This is a genomic window from Pseudoalteromonas sp. GB56 (assembly GCF_054923835.1).
The window spans coordinates 2154105-2173876 of record NZ_JBPCHK010000001.1 but is presented as its reverse complement, the minus strand read 5'-3'; the positions used below and the strand labels follow the sequence as shown (position 1 = coordinate 2173876).

Sequence of the window (19772 nt, the reverse complement as noted above, 5' to 3'; positions counted from 1 at the left end):
CATGCAAATTATTGTGGAATCATTGGAGCGTAGTTTATTCCGCCATCGCATGTGGGTGATCTTTGCATTTGTGTTAGCGACGGTTGCGCTCGCTTTCCAAGCAACCAAGCTTAAATTAGATGCATCTTTTAATAAGAACATACCTTTGAATCACGAATACATGAAAGTGTATACCAAGCATGAGGCTCAGTTTGGTGGCGCTAACGGTATTCTGATTTCAGTGTGCGATGCGAATGGCGATATCTTTAATGAAGAATTCTTCACGCAGCTGAAATCTGTACACGACCAACTTTATTTCATCCCTGGTGTAAACCGAACACTCGTTAACTCTATTTACTCGCCTAGCGCGCGTTTTGTTGAGGTTGTTGAAGACGGTTTTAGTGGTGGCCCGATTATCCCGGCCAACTTTACTGCTAATAGCCAAGGTTTGGCCAAGGTTAAAGAAAATATCGAAAAAGCCAAGGTAGTAGGGCGTATGATTGCGTCAGATTACTCATGTGCGATGGTGAGTGCTCAGTTGATGGAGTTTGATCCTCAAACTGGCGAAAAACTCGATACACTTTCGATTGCTGAACAACTGGAAACAAAAATTCGCAGTGACTTAAGCACCGACAATGTCAGTATTCATATCATCGGTTTTGCCAAAATGGCAGGTGATATCGCTGATGGTGCAAAAGATGTGGTGGTGTTCTTTGCTATAGCGATTGCGATCACCTTTATTATGGTGTGGTTGTTCTGTCGCAACTTTAAATTGACCTTACTTCCTATCGTTTGTTCATTCATTGCTGTTGTGTGGCAGTTGGGCTTATTGGCTTCTTTAGGTTTTGGTCTCGACCCAATGTCCATTTTAGTGCCGTTCCTAGTGTTCGCGATAGGTGTGAGCCATGGCGTGCAAATGATTAATGACATCGCCAAAAAAGTACAACTTGGTTCTGATACGAAAACCGCTGCTGAGTCTAGTTTCAAAGCATTGATGATACCAGGCGGCATTGCGCTATTGTCTGATACCGTTGGCTTTATGACGTTACTCGCGATAGATATCGGCATCATCCGTGAACTCGCGATCACCGCCAGTTTAGGTGTGGCAGTTATCATCTTTACTAACCTAGTGTTACTGCCTGTTATTGCATCTTACCTTGACGGTAAAGGCATGCATGTAATGACTGCGGATAATAAGAAGAAAGATTCATTATTCGTTGTACGCGAGTTCCTTGTGTCACTTACAGACAGAAAGAATGCGACCATAGTTCTTGTTCTTACTGCAGCGCTCTTTGCATTTGGTTTTTGGCAATCACAGAAAATGCACATTGGCGATTTACATGCAGGTGCTCCCGCGCTTCATGAAGACGCTGTGTATAACCAAGATACCTTCTTAATTTCAGAATCGCTATGCCATCTCGGTTGATATTCTTAAGGTAATTGTTGAGGCGTATCCAGCGGCGTGTACAGAACACGATGTGATGGAACGAATCAGACAATTCCAGTGGCGCATTGACAATGTGCCCGGTGTACAAAGTAGCGTTTCACTTGCAAGTGTCGCTCAAGCAGTCAATGCCGGTTACAACGAAGGCAACTTAAAATGGCAGACGATTCCGCGTAATACGTCATCACTGGTGCAAGCAACCTCTCGTGTAGAGACCAGCTCAGGTTTGTTAAACGGTGATTGTTCAGTTATGCCTGTTATCATCTTTATGGAAGATCATAAAGCGCAAAGCATTGATCAGGTTGTTGCGGCAGTGAAAGAGTTCGGCGACGAATTTGGTAATGATAAAATAGCGTTCCGTTTGGCATCTGGCCCGATCGGGGTCATGGCAGCGACCAATGAATCAGTATCTGAAGCGCAAACGCCGATGATGATTTACGTATATGGTGCCGTGATTATCCTATGCTTATTGAGTTTCCGTTCTTTGCGCGCAACCATAGCGGTTGTATTACCCTTGTATGTTGTATCGACACTCGCACAGGCTTTGATGGTTGGCTTAGAAATCGGTCTGACCGTTTCCACCTTACCTGTTATCGCGCTTGGGGTCGGTATCGGGGTCGATTACGGTATTTACATTCTTTCTTCTAAGATGATCCAGCTTAATCAAGGTTTGACTTTGAGCGCTGCATATCGAAATGCACTCGTCGAACGAGGCAGTGCTGTGTTGTTTACTGGTATCACTTTAGCGGTGGGAGTCAGCACCTGGATTTTCTCAGCGCTAAAATTCCAAGCTGATATGGGCATCCTTTTAACCTTCATGTTCTTAGTAAATATGATCGGTGCCGTTGTCCTAATTCCTGCAATTAGCGCCTTTCTCTGGTCTGACCAGAAAAAATAATGTGAATACTTGTGTACAGAAATGGCCCTAACGGGCCATTTCTATCTATATTTTGTGAATAGAATGCCAACATGCTGAAATCATTGGTCTGATTTGATGAAAAAGGCTTTTTATTAGCTGTAAAAGCGTTAGAATTTACCTGACTCCACGCTATTCAGTCACCCGTTCACAAGGCGGTATAGATTAAGGAACACACAATGACACAAAATGACGGTCACGCTAGCGTTATTCTGAATAACGTCAGCAAGCTTATTAAAAGCAAAGTTCAAGCAGATAAGGTGTCACTGGTCGATAAGTTCGCCCATGCGCTTTACAGCAATATGTCGGCTGAAGACCTTGCACACAGAAATGATAGTGACCTTTACGGAGCAGCACTCAGTCTTTGGAATTCGTTAGAAGCGAACCAAACCGATGACGCTGTTATCCGTGTAATTAATCCCGAAGTAGCAAAACACGGTTGGCAATCCTCTCACACCATCGTAGAAATCATTGCTAAAGACATGCCGTTCTTGGTGGATTCGGTTCGCATGTCGCTAAACCGTGCAAACATCGCTTCACATCTCTTATTGCACTCGCCACTGAAAATTCAGCGCGATGATAAAGGTGCAATTATCAATCTTTCAAACTTGAAAGCAGAGCAAGAATCTTCGTCGACTAAAACCGTGTTCTTTATCGAAATCGACCGCCAAACGGACGAAGCAGAAATTAATGCGTTCAAAGCTGAATTAGAATCCGTCCTTAATGACGTGTCTCTTGCAGTTGAAGATTGGCAACCAATTCGCGGCAAGCTACTTGATGTCATTAAAGAGTTGCCAAAGCGTCCGAGTAAGGTTGACAAGGTAGAGCTGCAAGAAACAATCGAGTTTTTAGAATGGCTTGCCGGTGACAACTTTACCTTCATGGGTTATCGCCAATATGAGCTGACGCCCGTAAAAGGTGACCACCAGCTTAAAGGTGTCAAAGGCACCAGTTTAGGTCTGATGAAAAACTCTGATGAAGAGCAGGTACGTTTACTTTCAGATATGCCAGAGATTGCCCGCAAAGAAGCGCGCAGTAATAACCTGTTGGTATTAACGAAAACAAATTCAGTATCGCGTGTTCACCGTCCTGCGCATACCGACTATATCGGTATCAAGCGTTTTGACAAAGACGGAAACGTAGTAGGTGAAGACCGCTTTATCGGTTTGTTTTCTTCAAGCTTCTACAATAACAGTGCCGCAGACGTTCCTGTATTGAAGTCTAAAATCCGTCGTGTATTAGACATGAGTGATTTTGCAGCTGGTACACACGCGTATAAAGCGGTTCTCAATATTTTAGAAACCTATCCGCGTGACGAACTCGTGCAAGCGCGTGAAAGTGAACTGCTCGATGTTGCTATGGGTGTATTGCACATTCAAGAACGCGATATGTGTCGTTTGTTCGTACGAAAAGATACGTATGGCCGTTTCTTCTCGTGCATGGTGTACGTACCGCGTGAGCGTTACAACACAGCACTTCGCCGTGAAACACAGCAATTACTGGGTGATGCATTGGGCTCGAATGAAAAAGTAGCCTTCACCACTTACTTCTCAGAATCAAATCTTGCACGTACACATTACATCGTGCGTGTGCAAGAAGACAACGTAGATTACGACGTGAAAGAAATCGAAAATAATTTAATTGAAGCGGCCCGTACATGGGAAGACAAGCTTCAATCAGCACTTCTTGCGAATAATGGCGAAGCTCGCGGTAACGAATTAAACCGCAAATACGCGAATGCGTTCGCGAGCGCATACAAAGACCAAGTACTACCAAGTGCTGCGGTTGTTGATATTGAAAAGCTTGAACTGTTGGACGACGAGAACAAGCTAGAAATGTTGTTCTACCGTCCACAAGAAGAAGCTAACTCGAACATCGTTCGTTTATCTTTATTCCATAAAGACGAGCCAATCCACCTTTCAGACGTAATGCCGATGCTAGAAAACTTCGGCTTGCGTGTAATCGGTGAAACACCGTATGCAGTGAAAACTTCGGACGGTCGAGTAAATTGGATCATGGATTTCTCTATGTTGCTAAACAACAAAGAGATTGCTGATTTCGATAAGGTATCGGCGCGTTTTCAAAAAGCGCTTACAGATGTGTGGAACAACCGTTTAGAAGACGATGGTTTCAACCGTCTTGTACTGATGGGCGGTTTAACCGGTCGCGAAGCATCAATTTTACGTGCGTACGCTAAATACATGCGCCAAATCGGCGTGACTTTCTCGCAAAGCTACATTGAAAGCACGTTTGCTAATTACCCAGCGATTGCCTCGCAAATCGTGAAATTATTCGCTAAGAAATTTTCGGTTAAGAGTCCTGGTACAGATAAAGCGTTAGAAAAGCTCGTTGCTCAGGTGTATGAAGCGCTTGAAAATGTAGCAAACCTCGATGACGACCGTATCATCCGTTTGTACGTTGACATGATCAACGCGACGTTACGTACTAACTATTATCAAAAAGCAGAAGATGGCTTGTTCAAGTCGTACATCTCTTTCAAAGTAAAACCAAGCTTAATCCCAGATGTACCACTGCCTTTACCTGCATTTGAAATCTTTGTGTATTCACCACGCGTAGAAGGTGTGCACCTACGTGGTGGTAAGGTTGCTCGTGGTGGCTTACGTTGGTCTGACCGTCGTGAAGACTTCCGTACTGAAGTACTGGGTCTTGTTAAAGCACAACAGGTTAAGAACACTGTAATCGTGCCAGTGGGCTCAAAAGGTGGCTTTGTTTGTAAACAGCTTCCTACAGAGCGTGAAGCCTTCTTCAAAGAAGGACAAGAATGCTACAAGATCTTCATCCGTGGTCTACTCGATATCACAGATAACATTGTTCACGGTGAAATCGTAGCGCCAGTTAATGTTACTCGTCACGATGAGGACGACCCATATCTCGTTGTTGCGGCCGATAAAGGTACTGCAACGTTCTCAGACATTGCCAATGGCATTGCTCAAGAATATGGCTTCTGGCTAGGGGACGCTTTCGCATCGGGTGGCTCAATCGGTTATGACCACAAGAAAATGGGTATCACAGCTAAAGGTGGTTGGGAATCTGTTAAGCGCCATTTCCGTGAAATCGGCATTGATTGTCAAACAACAGATTTTACCGCAGTGGCTATCGGTGATATGGCGGGTGACGTATTTGGTAACGGTATGTTGCTATCGAAACACACGCGCCTTCAAGCTGCGTTTAACCACATGCACATCTTCATCGACCCGACGCCTGATGCGGCGAAGTCTTGGGAAGAACGTAAGCGCATGTTTGAGCTACCACGCTCAAGCTGGGAAGATTACAACAGTGAATTAATATCACAAGGTGGCGGTATTTTTAACCGCAGCGCGAAATCTATCACGCTGACACCAGAAATTAAGAGAATGGTCGGTACGAAGAAAGCGGCAATGACGCCAAATGAGCTGATCAAAGCAATCTTAATGATGCCTGTTGACCTACTTTGGAACGGGGGTATCGGTACCTACATTAAATCTAAGTCAGAAACAGATTCTGACGTAGGGGATCGCGCTAACGATGCGTTGCGTATCAACGGTGGCGAACTAGGTGCTAAAATCTTCGGCGAAGGTGGTAACTTAGGTGCAACTCAACTTGGTCGTATCGAATTCGCTGCTAAAGGCGGTCGTATCAACACTGATTTCATCGACAATGTGGGTGGTGTGGCGTGTTCTGATAATGAAGTGAACATTAAGATCCTTCTAAACTCTCTTGTGGGTGAAGGTGACCTGACTAAGAAGCAGCGCGATGAGTTACTGTATTCGATGACGGATGAAGTTTCGGAGTTAGTGTTAAAGGATTGCTATCGTCAAACGCAAACAATTTCTGTGACTCAGCTCAAAGGCGTCTCTACGCTAAAAGAGAAGATCCGTTTTATTCACGCACTTGAGAAAGACGGTAAGCTTGACCGAGTTATCGAATTCTTACCAAGCGATGAAGAATTAGCAGACAGAGCAGCAGCGGGTAAAGATTTAACTCGTCCAGAGTTATCAGTACTTGTTTCATATGCGAAGATGGTGCTTAAAGAGACACTTGTGACTGACGAAGTATCGACGAATCCATACTACCGCCAGCTGCTAGTGCAGTCGTTCCCAGTACCTTTGCGTGAGCGTTTTAATACTGCAATGGATAACCACCCACTGCGCAGTGAGATCATCGCCACTAAGTTAGCAAACAATATTGTTAACGACATGGGTTTGAACTTTATGGTTCGTATGCATGAAGAAACAGGGGCAACTGATGCTGAAATCGCGTTATGTTACAGCATCGCTCGTGAAATCTTCGCGCTACCAAGCACTTGGTCTGAAATCAGCGCGCTGGATAACCAAATCGATGCAGCAGTTCAAACAGAAATGCTATATCAATTACGTCGAACTGTTCGCCGTGCAACACGTTGGTTCTTGCGCCACCGCAACAAAGCAATGTCTATCGAGCAAAGCATTGAGCACTTCACTCCATGCTTCAAGGACCTCACTGATAACCTACACAATTATATGGTGAGCGGTGAAAGTGAGCAGATACGTCAAAATGCGAAAGAATTAGCTGATAAAGGTGTACCAGCGCAACTTGCTATGCGCATTGTGTCACTATCAAGCTTATTCTCGGCAATGGATTTGGCAGAAGTTGCAGCAGTTAGCAAGCGTCCGACATCACTTGTGTCTAGCACGTACTTCAAGTTAGGTGCACGCATGGGTCTGCATTGGTTCCTTGCACAAATCACCAATCAGCCGGTACAAAACCACTGGCAGGCTCTAGCACGTGCTTCATACCGTGAAGAGTTAGATTGGCAACAACGTACATTGACTGATGTTGTCTTACGCAGCTTCGATGACAAAGAGCAAGATGTTGATGCGCAAATCGACGTGTGGATGAACGCTAACGAAGCACTGCTACAACGTTGGCAACAAATGCTAAGTGAGTTCAAAACGTCACAAAGTCATGACTTTGCGAAGTTCTCAGTTGCATTGCGTGAATTAATGTTGCTTGCGCATAACTGTGATCATCGTAACTAAGGCTTCTGTCTTTGGTTACTGTTAATACGCAGTAAAACTCTGTAGAATACCTCGGCTTTTTGCCGGGGTATTTTTTTAAGGGGAATCCATGTTTTACGATTTAGCTCGCCGTTTTATGTTCACCAAAGATGCTGAGTGGGCGCACGATTTTGCGTTAAAGAATTTGCGTCGTTATGCGAATACGCCGCTATCGATGGCATGGTCTCAAAGTGTTCAGAATAAACCGACAAAATTTTTGGGTCTTGAATTTAAAAACCCAGTAGGCCTTGCTGCAGGTCTGGACAAAAACGCTGAGTGTATCGAAGCGTTTGCACAAATGGGCTTTGGTTTCATTGAAGTGGGTACTGTAACGCCGCGTCCTCAAGCTGGAAACGATAAGCCACGTATTTTCCGACTGCCAGAGCAACATGCCGTAATCAACCGCATGGGATTTAACAACAAAGGTGTTGATAATCTCGTCGCGAATGTAAAAGCCGCGAATTATAACGGCATACTCGGTATTAATATCGGAAAAAACAAAGACACGCCGAACGAGCAGGGCAAAGATGATTACATCCACTGCATGCGTAAAGTGTTCGAGCATGCCTCATACATCACGGTAAATATCTCTTCACCTAACACGCCAGGGTTACGTGATTTACAATATGGCGAAGCATTGGATGATTTACTCTCAAGCTTGAAAAATGAACAACTTGATTTAATTGCGAAACATAATAAACAAGTGCCTATGCTGGTGAAAGTTGCACCTGATCTTGATGCTGTACAAGTCGAACAGGTCACGCAATCACTCGTAAGTAACAACATAGACGGTGTTATTGCGACTAATACAACCTTAGATAGAACGGCTGTTCAGGGGTTACAGTACGCAGATGAAGCTGGTGGTTTATCAGGTCGCCCGGTGCGTGCAAAATCCACGGATGTGATCAAAGAGATCAAACGCATCTCAGAAGGTAAGCTTCCTATTATCGGTGTAGGTGGTATTGACAGTGGTGAAGCCGCGAAAGAAAAGTTCAGTGCTGGCGCGGACTTAGTGCAGGTTTATACCGGTTTTATTTACGAAGGACCAGGCTTAGTAAAACGGATCATTAACGCCTTATAAGGATCCGCTATTTCAGGAAATGATCCCTCGTAAAATATTATTAGAATTTATTTTACAGGGGATCACTTACCGCTATAATCCAAAGTTATAAGCGTTGAATTTACTGGCTTTGCGGATAATAAAATCGAGGAAGGGATGTTACAGGCACAACAATATTGGCAATGGCAATTTTGCGAACAACATAATGTGTTGTTACTCGACATGGGTGACATGCAGTTTGCTACGCCTTTTAAACGCCGCCAATTAACGAATGAAGCCTTCGCTAATCCTAACTTTAATCTTCAAGATGCCGACTTTTATCAACAAGTTTGCCAATATTTAAGTACATTCTCTATCTGGAGCGATGCCCAGATTTGTCAGATCGCACTCAATGCTACTGCGGTAAAACACTACCTCAAACCGATGCTCGCCAAGAGTTGGTTTTTTAATAACTACACTGGCAACGCAGTGAACCAAGAAGCAATAGTGAAATTGACTTCAAAAGTACAACATGGCCAGTTCCTCATTGTTGATTGCGACCAAACCTCGAGCGTCTGTCTGTGCCTAGAACCTCAATTTGCCTTGGATGACAATTTGTCGCTGATGCAATTTGAAGTCATCAAGGTTTTAAACGATAGAATCGAACCTCTTTTCTGTGCTCAAGGGCAACAAAAGCGCGCCTAAAACCAAGGGGCTGTGATACAATCGCGTAGAATTTACGAGATAGGAAAGTCACATTGCAATTTGTCGCTCTTACATCCATTGGCATTGAACAACTGCTACAACAAGAACTCACTGATTTAGGCGCCCAAGTTAATAAACAACGCGTCGGTGCGGTGGAGTTTACGGCCGATAGTTTAACCGCGCAAAAAATATGCTTGTGCTCTCGCTTAGCAACACGTGTGATGTTGGTGTTGCAACATGGCAGTGAAATTGAAGACAAAGATGCGTTGTATCGTTTTGCACGCTTCCAACCATGGCAAGATTTCTTCGGCCCCGACCAATCCTTTGCGGTTGAGTTCAATGGCACTAACCGATTGTTAAAGAATTCACAGTTTGGCGGCCTTGTCGTTAAAGATGCGGTATGCGATTACTTTAACGATTTGTATGAGCGCCGTCCTAACGTGAGTAAAGACACGCCCGACGTACGTATTATTGCGAAACTAAATCGCGATAAGCTGACTTTGTATATCGACTATTCAGGCCCGCGATTGTCCCAACGTGGCTATCGTGCTGCTCAAGGCAAAGCGCCGCTTAAAGAGCATCTCGCTGCGGCGTTGGTGATGCGCAGCGGTTGGCTTGAGGATATGTCAAAGCCTTTATTCGACCCAACGTGCGGCTCAGGAACATTGTTAATTGAAGCGGCCTTAATTGCACAGAATCGCGCCCCGGGCTTAACACGTGAAGGCTTTGCTTTTGAGCGTTTGCCGAGTTTCCGCATCGCCAAATTTAAAGAATTAAAACAAGCTATTAAAGAACAGATTAATGACGATGTTAAACCTTGGTTAATTGGTCATGACATTAACACCCGTGTTATCGAAAAAGCTCAGGAAAATGCACGCAGTGCGGGAGTCGACGGGCTTATTGAATTCAGTGCAGGCGATCTGGCTAATATGAAGGCGCCAGCGAAACGCCCAGGGGTGTTATTAGCAAACTTGCCCTACGGTGAGCGCCTTGGCTCGATGGCTGAGATTGTGTCTTTGTATCGTCAGCTAGGGCATCAGCTAAAACAACATTTTGTGCACTGGCGAGCTGCGTTATTGATCAGCGAAGTTGATATGTTGAAGCTGTTCAAACTCGTTAAGAAAAAGCAATACAAGTTTAAAAATGGTCCACTCGATACCGTGCTTGCGCTGTACGATATTACTGAGCAGCAGACACAGGGCCAGAGCGACACAAAAACGCCGCTGCATTTTGAGCAGTCTACAGCGTTCGCAAACCGCTTGAAGAAAAATGGCCAAGCATTGAAAAAGTGGCTTAAGAGCGACGAAATTAGCGCCTATCGAATCTATGACGCTGACATCCCAGAGTACAACGTCGCGGTGGATGTGTACGGCGACAGTGCGGTTATCTATGAATACGCAGCACCGAAAAATATTGACCCGGCCATTGCGCAAAAACGTCTCCAAGATGTATTAATGTTGACCTGTGAAACGCTCGAGATTCCCCCTGCTAAAGTGGCACTCAAAGAGCGTCGTAAGCAAAAAGGCGACAGCCAATATCAAAGTCAAGGTAGTCAAGGAAAGACGCAAGTCATCAGTGAATACGGTGCCCAATTTGAAGTGAACCTCTTCGATTATCTCGATACCGGCATCTTCCTCGACCACAGACTCGCTCGTAAACGTGTGCGTGAAATGAGTCAAGGCCAACGTGTCCTTAACTTGTTTGCCTATACTGGCACGGCGTCCGTGCAGGCGGCGTTGGGTGGTGCTAAGTCGGTCACCACAGTGGATATGTCGAAGACCTATCTACAATGGGCACAACGAAACTTTGCACTTAACAAATTAAAAAGTCCGCGCTATCGCTTCGAGCAAGGCGACTGTATTGAGTGGTTAAAGCGCACCCGCGGCGAATATGATGTGATCTTCTTAGACCCGCCAACGTTTTCTAACTCAAAACGCATGCGTGAGAGTTTCGATGTTCAGCGCGACCATGTCGGTTTAATTCAACATGCCGTAAAGTTATTAGCAAAGCAGGGCACCTTATTGTTTTCAAACAATAAACGCGGTTTCAAAATGGACACTGATGCGTTAGAGCTCAGCGGCTTGGTGTGTGAAAACATCACTGAGCAGACATTGTCTCCTGATTTTGCTCGAAATAAACAAATCCACAATGCATGGCTAATTCGCCGTGGTTAAGGTGGTGTTGTATCACACTGACGGTTGTCATTTGTGTGAACAAGCACATGCGTTGTTGTCAGCGCATGAGCTTGTAGAGAGCGTTGAGCAAAGAGATATTATTGACGATGCGACTTGGTTAGAAGCCTACCAAGTACGTATCCCAGTATTGACTATTGCTGACATGTCACCGTCAGTTGATTTGGGCTGGCCTTTTGATTATCAATCAGTTACAGAATTTTTGAAGCAGTATGGATCTAATTAGAATTACAAATGGCCAACTTGCGTTTGGTACTCATCCTCTTCTAGACGGTGCTCACGCCGTTATTGAGCACGGTGAACGTGTGTGTGTTGTTGGCAGAAACGGTGCCGGTAAATCAACCTTTCTAAAAGTCCTAAGCGGCGATGTTTTGCTTGATGATGGTGACATCAACCAAGTTAATGAACTGAAAATTGCTCGTCTTGAACAGGACCCACCGCGTAACAGTGAAGGAACTGTGTTTGACTATGTCGCTGACGGCTTACCTACGCTGGCGCGGCTATTAAAAGAGTTTCACGCATTAAATGTATCATTGGCGGAAAATGCCAGTGATGAAAAGTCGCTAAATAGACTTGCCAATCTTTCTGCTGACATAGAAGCGCACGATGGTTGGCGCTTCGAGTCAAAAATCAAACTTGTTCTTGGTCAATTGCAACTTGATGCGGATGCGCTGCTGTCGACGTTATCTGGAGGCTGGCTGCGTAAAGTCGCACTAGCGAAAGCACTAGTAGGTGAACCCGATTTGTTGTTACTCGATGAACCTACCAACCACCTTGATGTGGCGTCGGTACAGTGGTTAGAACAATTCCTTAAAGAATTTAAGGGAGCCATCGTGTTTATCTCGCACGACCGTGCCTTTATTCGTTCATTGGCTACGCGTATTCTTGATTTAGACCGAGGTCAGCTGGTGTCATACCCTGGCGATTACGGAACCTATTTGGAACGAAAAGCCCACGACTTGAAAGTTGAAGAGCAGCAAAATGCTGAATTCGACAAGAAGCTGGCCGAAGAAGAGGCGTGGATCCGCCAAGGTATCAAAGCTCGACGCACCCGTAATGAGGGGCGCGTAAGAGCACTTAAGTCTTTACGCCAAGAGCGCAAGCAACGAATCGACCAAGTCGGTAAAGTTGATCTTAATATCGAAACAGCTGCACGTTCAGGTAAGCTAGTCGCAGAGGCAAAGCATTTGAGCCACGCATTCGGTGAGAAGGTCATCGTCAGCGATTTCTCCACCTTACTCATGCGCGGTGACCGAGTCGGTCTCGTGGGGCCTAATGGTGTCGGTAAAACGACGCTGTTAAAACTGCTGTTTGGTCAATTAAATGCCGATAGCGGTAAGCTGAAGCAAGGCGTAAACCTTGAAATTGCCTATTTTGATCAGTACCGAGCCAAGCTAGATGAAGAGGCCAGTGTTCAAGACAATGTGGCCGATGGTAAACAAGAAGTGCAAATTGGCGGCCGAAGTCGCCATGTATTAGGATACTTGCAAGATTTCTTGTTCCCACCTAAACGTGCGCGCACACCTGTAAAGGCGCTTTCGGGTGGTGAGAAAAACCGCTTGTTACTCGCCAAGATATTTTTAAAGCCTTCAAACGTATTAGTCCTGGATGAACCGACAAACGACTTGGATATTGAAACGCTGGAATTACTTGAAGAAATCGTAAACCAGTATCAAGGCACTGTGTTGATTGTAAGCCATGACCGTGAGTTTATTGACAACACTTGCTCAAGTGTCTGGGGCTTTGACGGAAATGGTAAAATCACCGAAGTGATCGGTGGTTACAGTGATTATGAAGCGTATCGCCAACAATTGTTGGCGCAAAAAGTAAAAGAAGCAGCACCCAAGCCTGCCGTTGAAGTGACTAAGCCGGCCAAAACAAAATCTGGCAACAAGTTATCGTATAAAGACAAACGTGAACTTGAACAACTTCCAGGTTTAGTTGAAGAGTTGGAAGAAGCTATTGACACCTTGCAGCAAGAAGTAAATAGTAGTGACTTTTTTAAGCAAGATAATGAATTAACGACTGCCAAATTGAACCAATTGGCAGAGCTTGAGTCGAAGCTTGAAGTTGCGTTCACCCGCTGGGAAGAACTCGAAGAATTACAAAATCAGTAGTAGGGAAGAAGATGAAAAAATCCTTAGTTGCATTAAGTATCGCTGCTGGCATGAGCGCTGGGGCGAATGCTGCGGTATATCAGCTAGAAGAGCTAAGTACACTTGATACAGCGAAACACCATTACATCACAGACGTAAATAATAACGGCGACGTAATCGGTCAAGCGCGTGGTATCTATAACCTACCAATCGACGTTAGCTACATTGATTTTACTGAAAATGCGATCAAAAACGCATATGATAACTGGGAAGCGTCTCAGTTCGAGCAAATCAATAAAGACATTACTTTTACACTGGATGACATTGCTGCAGGCAATATCAACGCAGATGCGTTGACGTTTATGTTGGCATTTCTATCAAATCAAAATGGTGACTATAACTGGCAAAAACTGTCAGATATCATCGCGGTTGATTTCACGCCAAGCCCAGCAACGGAAGTGGTATTGACTGACGTTGTTTCAACGGAATTGGATGGTCTAACTCGTAGTGTAAACGCATTATATAACGCCATTAGTGAAGACGGAATACGTGTAGGTACTGCGTCAGCTCCTTACAATAAGGTTGAGTTCACACCTGAAGGCGAAGATGAAGCTGAAACTTTCTTCATCCGCGATTTCCGCTCGCGAGGCGTTGTTGTATCTAACACAGGTGAAGTCACAACATTACCTGTCATTGATGATACATATGGTGGTGAAGGCACTGCAACCGATGTGGTCATGCGTCCAGACGGTGGTTATTACGTGGTTGGTAGTAGCTCTATTGGTGTAACAATAGATGCTCAAGAAAACTATGACAATAACTGTGATGGTGAAGATGAACCAGTTGAAGCATGTGTGTGGCGTTATGAGAATTCATCATCATCTAACTTATTAAGCAGTTTTTATAATCGTCGAGCGGTTCAATGGACGCTTGATGCTGATTTAAATGTTGTTGAGACAAAAGATCTAGGACTAGGTCTTGTGCGTGAAGAAGATGAAGAAAATGCCTTCGTGTCAGTTGCACTTGCTGTAAATGCTAACGGTGAGTCAGTTGGATATTCGCATGTACGCCGATATAACAATGAAAACTCAATTCTAACAATGCCTGTTGCCTTTAAAGATGGCGAAGTAATTCAATTGCTTGACCAAGAGGATGATTGGCGCGCAGGTAAAGCCCTAGCAATTACTGACGAAGGTGTTGTTGTGGGTTACGGAACTAAGATTATTGAGGGCCGTACCACAACCAAGTTTTTCTATCACGATTTGAATACCGGCACGACTACGTTCCCAACAGACTACTTCTCAAGTTCTAGTTCGGTTGCACGCGATGTTAATGCGAACGGACTAGTGGTTGGTGAAGGTGAAGTGGATGTTGTTAGCTCATCAAGTCGTCGACGTGAGGCTTTCCTTTACAGCATCGGTGAAGATAAAGTCGCTAACATAAACGACCTTCTTCCATGTTATGACACAGATGGTGAGAGTGACTATCCTTATAATTTCTCAGAAGCAACCGCTGTTGATGACGATGGTAATATCTACGGAGTTGCCACTAAAACAGCACAGAAGCTAAACGCCCGTGGCGAAGTTGAAGTGGATGATTCTGGCAAGGTGCTATACGAAAGTGTGGCGATGCCTGTTATGCTTTCACGTATAGCCGGTGGTGAAGTTGAAGAATGCCCACCTGCAGCCGCGGGGACTTACGAGCGTCAGAGTGGTTCGTTAGGTTGGTTTGCATTACTCGCTCTACCGCTACTTGCTCTTAGACGAAAGTTTACTCGTTAATCGTTTTAGAATATTAAAAAGCCCTGCTATTGCAGGGCTTTTTTGTTGGGGATGAGTGCTTAGAAGTAGGCGCGAATTCCGAGACGGAAATTTCTGCCCGGCAGTGGCGCTTCGTCTTTAATAAAAGACGTGTGAACAAAGCCCAGTTCATCACCTAAGTTTTGAGCTTGAACATAGGCTACACCGTCGAATGACCCTAAAGCAAAATTGTAATTCACTTTGAAATCTACAAGCGTGTAGCTGTCTGTAGTGGTTTCGTAGGCGGTGATTTTATCCTGTTCCAAGTAGTGCGTTGCAATCAACGTAAGGTCCCAATTGTCGTGGGTATAGCTGAGCTGACTACCCAATTTTGCAGCTGGTATACGCGGTAAGTACTCGTCATTCTTTAATTTGGCTGTCACTGAGTCAGCAAAACCTTTAATTTCCAAATTATTGGAAAGAGCATAGTGCATGTCTAGCTCGAAGCCATACAGCTCTGCATTCGCACTTCTATAATGATACACGTCCATGGCATCTTCATCAGCGATACTTTGGTCAATGAAACCAGCATCGTGTTCAAACGCTAAACCAGTATTTTCTTGGTAATAAAAGTTCTCTACGTCATTGTAAAATAGACTCATGTTGAATCCGAAATCACCTACATATTTACGCCAGCTAAAGTCAATGTTGGTTGCTGTTTCTTGTTTGATGTTCTCTGGTTCGAAGTGAGCTTCACCGTCTTCAATGTGATAGCCCAAACCTAACTCGTACGTACCTGTGGCAATATGTACCCCGTTAGACAATAGCTCTCCTGTGAGTGGAGCACGCTCAGACTGTGACACGCTCAACGCCAAAGAGTGACCTTCGTGGTAATGCCATATACCACCCAGTGACACACTGACATTGGTATCATCATATTCATAATGAATAGTTTCATCATGCAGTTCTTCACCTAGGTGATCATCATGCTCTTCTTCATGCTCATGATGTGTGTCAGTAATGTCACTAGTTAGTTGGTAGTTTTCAATACGACCGCCGATTTCAAGCGTGAAATCACCGAACTCACGTTCTTCTAGCAAATAAAGGGCATGTACTTTTGTATCTGTTGCAGGTGTGAACGCTTCTTTACCATCAGCGCGATAGTCACTACTGCTAAAATGGTAGCCCAGAGTACCATGCCAATTACCAAGTCGATGCTTCGCGTTCACGCGCATTTCTCGTGCGGTGTTAGAGAACACGGTGCCAATTTCGCCGTCTTCAATTTCCGCATGTTGGTAATCTGTGTAGCCAGCGCGCATCGTTAGCGTTTCTAGGATACTGTCATGGAAAGAGTAGCTCGCCAGTGCTTGCCATCTGTCTTGTTCCATACGCGCAAATACAGATTCTTCTTCATGTCCTGTTTCTGCTTCGTCATCGTGGTCGAGGTGGTCTTCTTCGTGGTCATGCTCGTCACCATGATCATGATGGTCGTGCGCATGAGCAGGGATTCCATAGTCGCTATCGATGCGACCAAAAGAAAGGCCTAAGGTCCAATGTTCGGCGACGTAACTACTACCAATATTTACTGAGCCGCTGTTAATAAAGGTATTCTCAACTGAATCCAGAGTTTCGGCTTCATCTTCTTCATGTTCTTGGAAGGAGTAGGTGGGGGTTTGGTAATCTTTACCTACGCGATCTGTGCCATCAACATGTACGTTAAATCCGTCATGGCCTGCGGCAAATTTACCAGCATACATATTCGTATTTGATACCGTGTCGTGCGAGTATTCAGCCGCACCTTCATAACCCACGATCACATCAGTTGGGATTCGGTTATCAACTACATTTACGACACCACCAATCGCACCAGATCCATAGAGTAGGGTTGCTGGACCTCGAAGTACTTCAATTTGCTCAGCGGCGATAGATTCCGTACTGACAGCATGATCAGGACCAACGCGTGACGCATCGGCACTGTCTAATCCATTTTGCGTGATTTTTACGCGCGGACCGTCAAGACCACGGATGATAGGACTAGAAGAAACGGGACCGAAATAACTTGCGTTAATTCCTGGCATCCCTTTGAGCGTTTCACCTAGCGTGGGTTGTGCTCGATCTCTTAAGTCATCACCACTTAAAACTGAAACAGGAGACACCATATCTAAGTTATTTTTGTCTAAACCAGACGCATAGACAACAACCGTTTCGATAGAAGATTCATTCAACGTTATACGTAATTGTTCATCTTCAGAGCCAACATCTATACGTTTATCAACATAGTTTTCTTTACTGAAGTGCAGTTGCCCGCTTTGATCCACTTCGATGGTAAATTGACCATTTTTATCGGTTCGGATACTTTGCTTTTTTCCATGGTAGTGGACAGCGACACCGGGTAAAGGTTGATTATTATCATCCGCTACAACGCCTGAAATAGTTCCAGCTAAAGCAGAATGAGAGCCCAAAAGTGCAGCTATTGATACAGAGAGCAGAGTTGGTTTTGTCATTGAGATACTTCCGTTAATAAACAATAGTGATACTATAACATTGTAATTCGCCTAAAAACAATGATGTTATATTATAACTTATTTAAAAGGCTGCATTAGCTGTTTAACGCTATACTAATCAGTGGAAGTTAAAAATATAAGATAGTAGCCATGAGCGATAAAGGACGAGTTTTTAAAGCGCATTTCACCATTATCGACAACGTGCATCATTGTCATTTACACGAGCACTTCACTACTGCACGCAGAGAAACAGAAACGCTACAACACTTCATTATTAGGTTATTAGGCTTTTGCTTATTCGCATACCGGCATGATTTGGTGCTATGTGAGTCTAAAACCAAACCGCAACTTGATATCTTCGCTTCAACCTTATATGACGATTATGAACTGGTTATTGAAGTGTTTAATGACAATATCGATGAACTTACAAAAATTCGAAACCAAAGTAGAGCCTTGTATGTCATTACGGTCACTCCGTTAGACCCTGAATTAGCGCATTGGTTAGAATTGAACAATGGCGTGGAATTGATTGTCGTCGATAACGAAGCCGTCGCGGAGCTTGAAGCTGTGTTATCGCGCACAATGCATTGGGATGTATGTGTTGATAGTGATGAGTTAGCTGTTAGCGCTAATGACACGTATATTCGCTCACCAATTACAATTCGTTGGCCTTAGTCGCTCTCAAGAATGATGTCAGCGTCAGGTACACTGCAACACAGTAGAACTTCGCCTTCTCTGACAAACGCCAGTGGTTCGTGTGTGTAATGTACAGTCCCTTGTTTTAAGGTCGCTCTGCATGCACCGCAATAACCTTCACGGCATTGATAAGCTGGACGTTCGCCTTGCAGTTCAATGTTACGTAGCAATGAGCCATTACGTTCATCGAAGCAAAGCTCTTTGCCGTTGTAGATTATTTTGGTTAGGGATTTAGACACGAGAGGTTACTGTAGTTAAGCAAATGGGTCCCTGATGGGACCCACGTATGACTTATAAGTCAAAGTCACCAAAATCATTGGCATCGACTTGAGAGTCGATTTGGCCAACAAGGTATGAGCTGATTTCAGCTTCTTGCGGTGCAACTTGGACGTTGTCTGACACCAGCCAAGAATTGATCCATGGGATCGGGTTGCTCTGAACTTCAAACTGAGTCGGTAAGCCTACAGCTGCCATGCGCACGTTGGTAATATATTCAACGTATTGGCACAGAATATCTTTATTAAGACCGATCATCGAACCATCTTTAAACAAGTATGCAGCCCATTCTTTCTCTTGCTGTGCAGCATCTACAAACATTTGGATAGCCTGCTCCTTGCACTCAGCAGCAATTTCTGCCATTTGCGGGTCGTCTTTGCCATCTTGCATGATGTTGAGGATGTGTTGCGTACCTGATAGGTGTAGAGCTTCATCACGAGCGATAAGCTTGATGATTTTTGCGTTACCTTCCATTAATTCGCGTTCTGCAAATGCAAATGAACATGCGAATGACACATAGAAACGAATAGCTTCTAATATGTTCACAGACATCATTGCTAGATATAAACGTTTCTTCAATTCATGCAAAGAAACATCAATAACTTCACCATTTACCGTATGTTGGCCTTCACCATATAGGTTATAGAGCGACGTAAGGTGAATCAGATCATCATAGTAACGTGTTACTTCGTCAGCACGCTCGTTGATACGGTCATTGGTCACGATGTCATCAAAGATTACTTCAGGTGATTGGGTCACATTGCGGATAATATGCGTATAAGAACGACTGTGAATCGTTTCACTGAACGCCCATGTCTCAATCCAGGTTTCTAGTTCTGGTAGTGATACGATCGGCAGTAGTGCAACGTTCGGCGAGCGACCTTGAACACTGTCGAGCAATGTTTGGTACTTAAGGTTACTTAAAAAGATATGACGTTCGTGTTCAGGCAACGATTGAAAATCAACGCGGTCTTTGCTCACATCAACTTCTTCTGGACGCCAAAAGAAAGAAAGTTGCTTTTCAATTAACTTTTCAAAAATAGGATATTTTTGTTGGTCATAGCGCGATACGTTCACCGTTTGCCCGAAAAACATCGGTTCTTTTAATTGGTCGTTACGATTACGGCTAAAAGTGGTGTATGACATAGTC

The 19772-nt window shown here is 44.4% G+C and carries 11 protein-coding genes and 1 pseudogene; 9 read left to right on the top strand and 3 right to left on the bottom strand.

The features are described 5' to 3' along the window. Window position 1 precedes the first annotated feature (1 nt). From ACH19P_RS10270 to ACH19P_RS10235, 8 genes and pseudogenes are all read left to right on the top strand, one after another. Window positions 2-2321 (top strand): annotated as a pseudogene (locus ACH19P_RS10270) (efflux RND transporter permease subunit). Between the two features lie 197 nt (window positions 2322-2518). Beyond that, the gene (locus ACH19P_RS10265; protein WP_462158465.1) at window positions 2519-7357 is read left to right on the top strand and encodes an NAD-glutamate dehydrogenase; all 4839 of its coding nucleotides are present in this window, start codon (window positions 2519-2521) and stop codon (window positions 7355-7357) included. Window positions 7358-7445: 88 nt separating this feature from the next. After that, window positions 7446-8456 (top strand): quinone-dependent dihydroorotate dehydrogenase, encoded by a 1011-nt coding sequence (gene pyrD, locus ACH19P_RS10260; RefSeq protein ID WP_462158464.1) that lies wholly within the window; start codon window positions 7446-7448, stop codon window positions 8454-8456. A 135-nt stretch (window positions 8457-8591) separates the two neighbouring features. Next, window positions 8592-9119: a cell division protein ZapC domain-containing protein gene (locus ACH19P_RS10255; RefSeq protein WP_462158463.1), complete on the top strand. Its 528-nt coding sequence runs from the start codon at window positions 8592-8594 to the stop codon at window positions 9117-9119. Between the two features lie 53 nt (window positions 9120-9172). After that, window positions 9173-11293, top strand: coding sequence for a bifunctional 23S rRNA (guanine(2069)-N(7))-methyltransferase RlmK/23S rRNA (guanine(2445)-N(2))-methyltransferase RlmL (gene rlmKL / locus ACH19P_RS10250; RefSeq protein WP_462158462.1), 2121 nt, complete (start codon window positions 9173-9175; stop codon window positions 11291-11293). Then, the gene (locus ACH19P_RS10245; RefSeq protein ID WP_462158461.1) at window positions 11286-11537 is read left to right on the top strand and encodes a glutaredoxin family protein; all 252 of its coding nucleotides are present in this window, start codon (window positions 11286-11288) and stop codon (window positions 11535-11537) included. The genes rlmKL and ACH19P_RS10245 overlap by 8 nt, the downstream gene beginning before the upstream one ends. After that, window positions 11524-13428 (top strand): ATP-binding cassette ATPase Uup, encoded by a 1905-nt coding sequence (gene uup, locus ACH19P_RS10240; RefSeq protein ID WP_462158460.1) that lies wholly within the window; start codon window positions 11524-11526, stop codon window positions 13426-13428. The genes ACH19P_RS10245 and uup overlap by 14 nt, the downstream gene beginning before the upstream one ends. An 11-nt stretch (window positions 13429-13439) precedes the next feature. Continuing rightward, complete coding sequence (locus tag ACH19P_RS10235; protein WP_462158459.1) at window positions 13440-15188, top strand: DUF3466 family protein; 1749 nt, start codon at window positions 13440-13442, stop codon at window positions 15186-15188. Between the two features lie 59 nt (window positions 15189-15247). On the opposite strand, the gene ACH19P_RS10230 is transcribed toward ACH19P_RS10235, so the two are convergent. Further along, the gene (locus tag ACH19P_RS10230) at window positions 15248-17650 is read right to left on the bottom strand and encodes a TonB-dependent receptor (RefSeq protein WP_462158458.1); all 2403 of its coding nucleotides are present in this window, start codon (window positions 17648-17650) and stop codon (window positions 15248-15250) included. Between the two features lie 150 nt (window positions 17651-17800). On the opposite strand from ACH19P_RS10230, the gene ACH19P_RS10225 reads away from it, so the two are divergent. Continuing rightward, window positions 17801-18325: a YaeQ family protein gene (locus tag ACH19P_RS10225; RefSeq protein WP_462158457.1), complete on the top strand. Its 525-nt coding sequence runs from the start codon at window positions 17801-17803 to the stop codon at window positions 18323-18325. On the opposite strand, the gene yfaE is transcribed toward ACH19P_RS10225, so the two are convergent. Both yfaE and nrdB read right to left on the bottom strand, forming a co-directional pair. Then, on the bottom strand, window positions 18322-18585 hold the full coding sequence (gene yfaE, locus ACH19P_RS10220) for a class I ribonucleotide reductase maintenance protein YfaE (protein WP_462158456.1): 264 nt from the start codon (window positions 18583-18585) through the stop codon (window positions 18322-18324). The genes ACH19P_RS10225 and yfaE overlap by 4 nt on opposite strands. Window positions 18586-18637: 52 nt before the next feature. After that, window positions 18638-19768 (bottom strand): class Ia ribonucleoside-diphosphate reductase subunit beta, encoded by a 1131-nt coding sequence (gene nrdB / locus ACH19P_RS10215; RefSeq protein ID WP_462158455.1) that lies wholly within the window; start codon window positions 19766-19768, stop codon window positions 18638-18640. Between the last annotated feature and the right edge of the window lie 4 nt (window positions 19769-19772).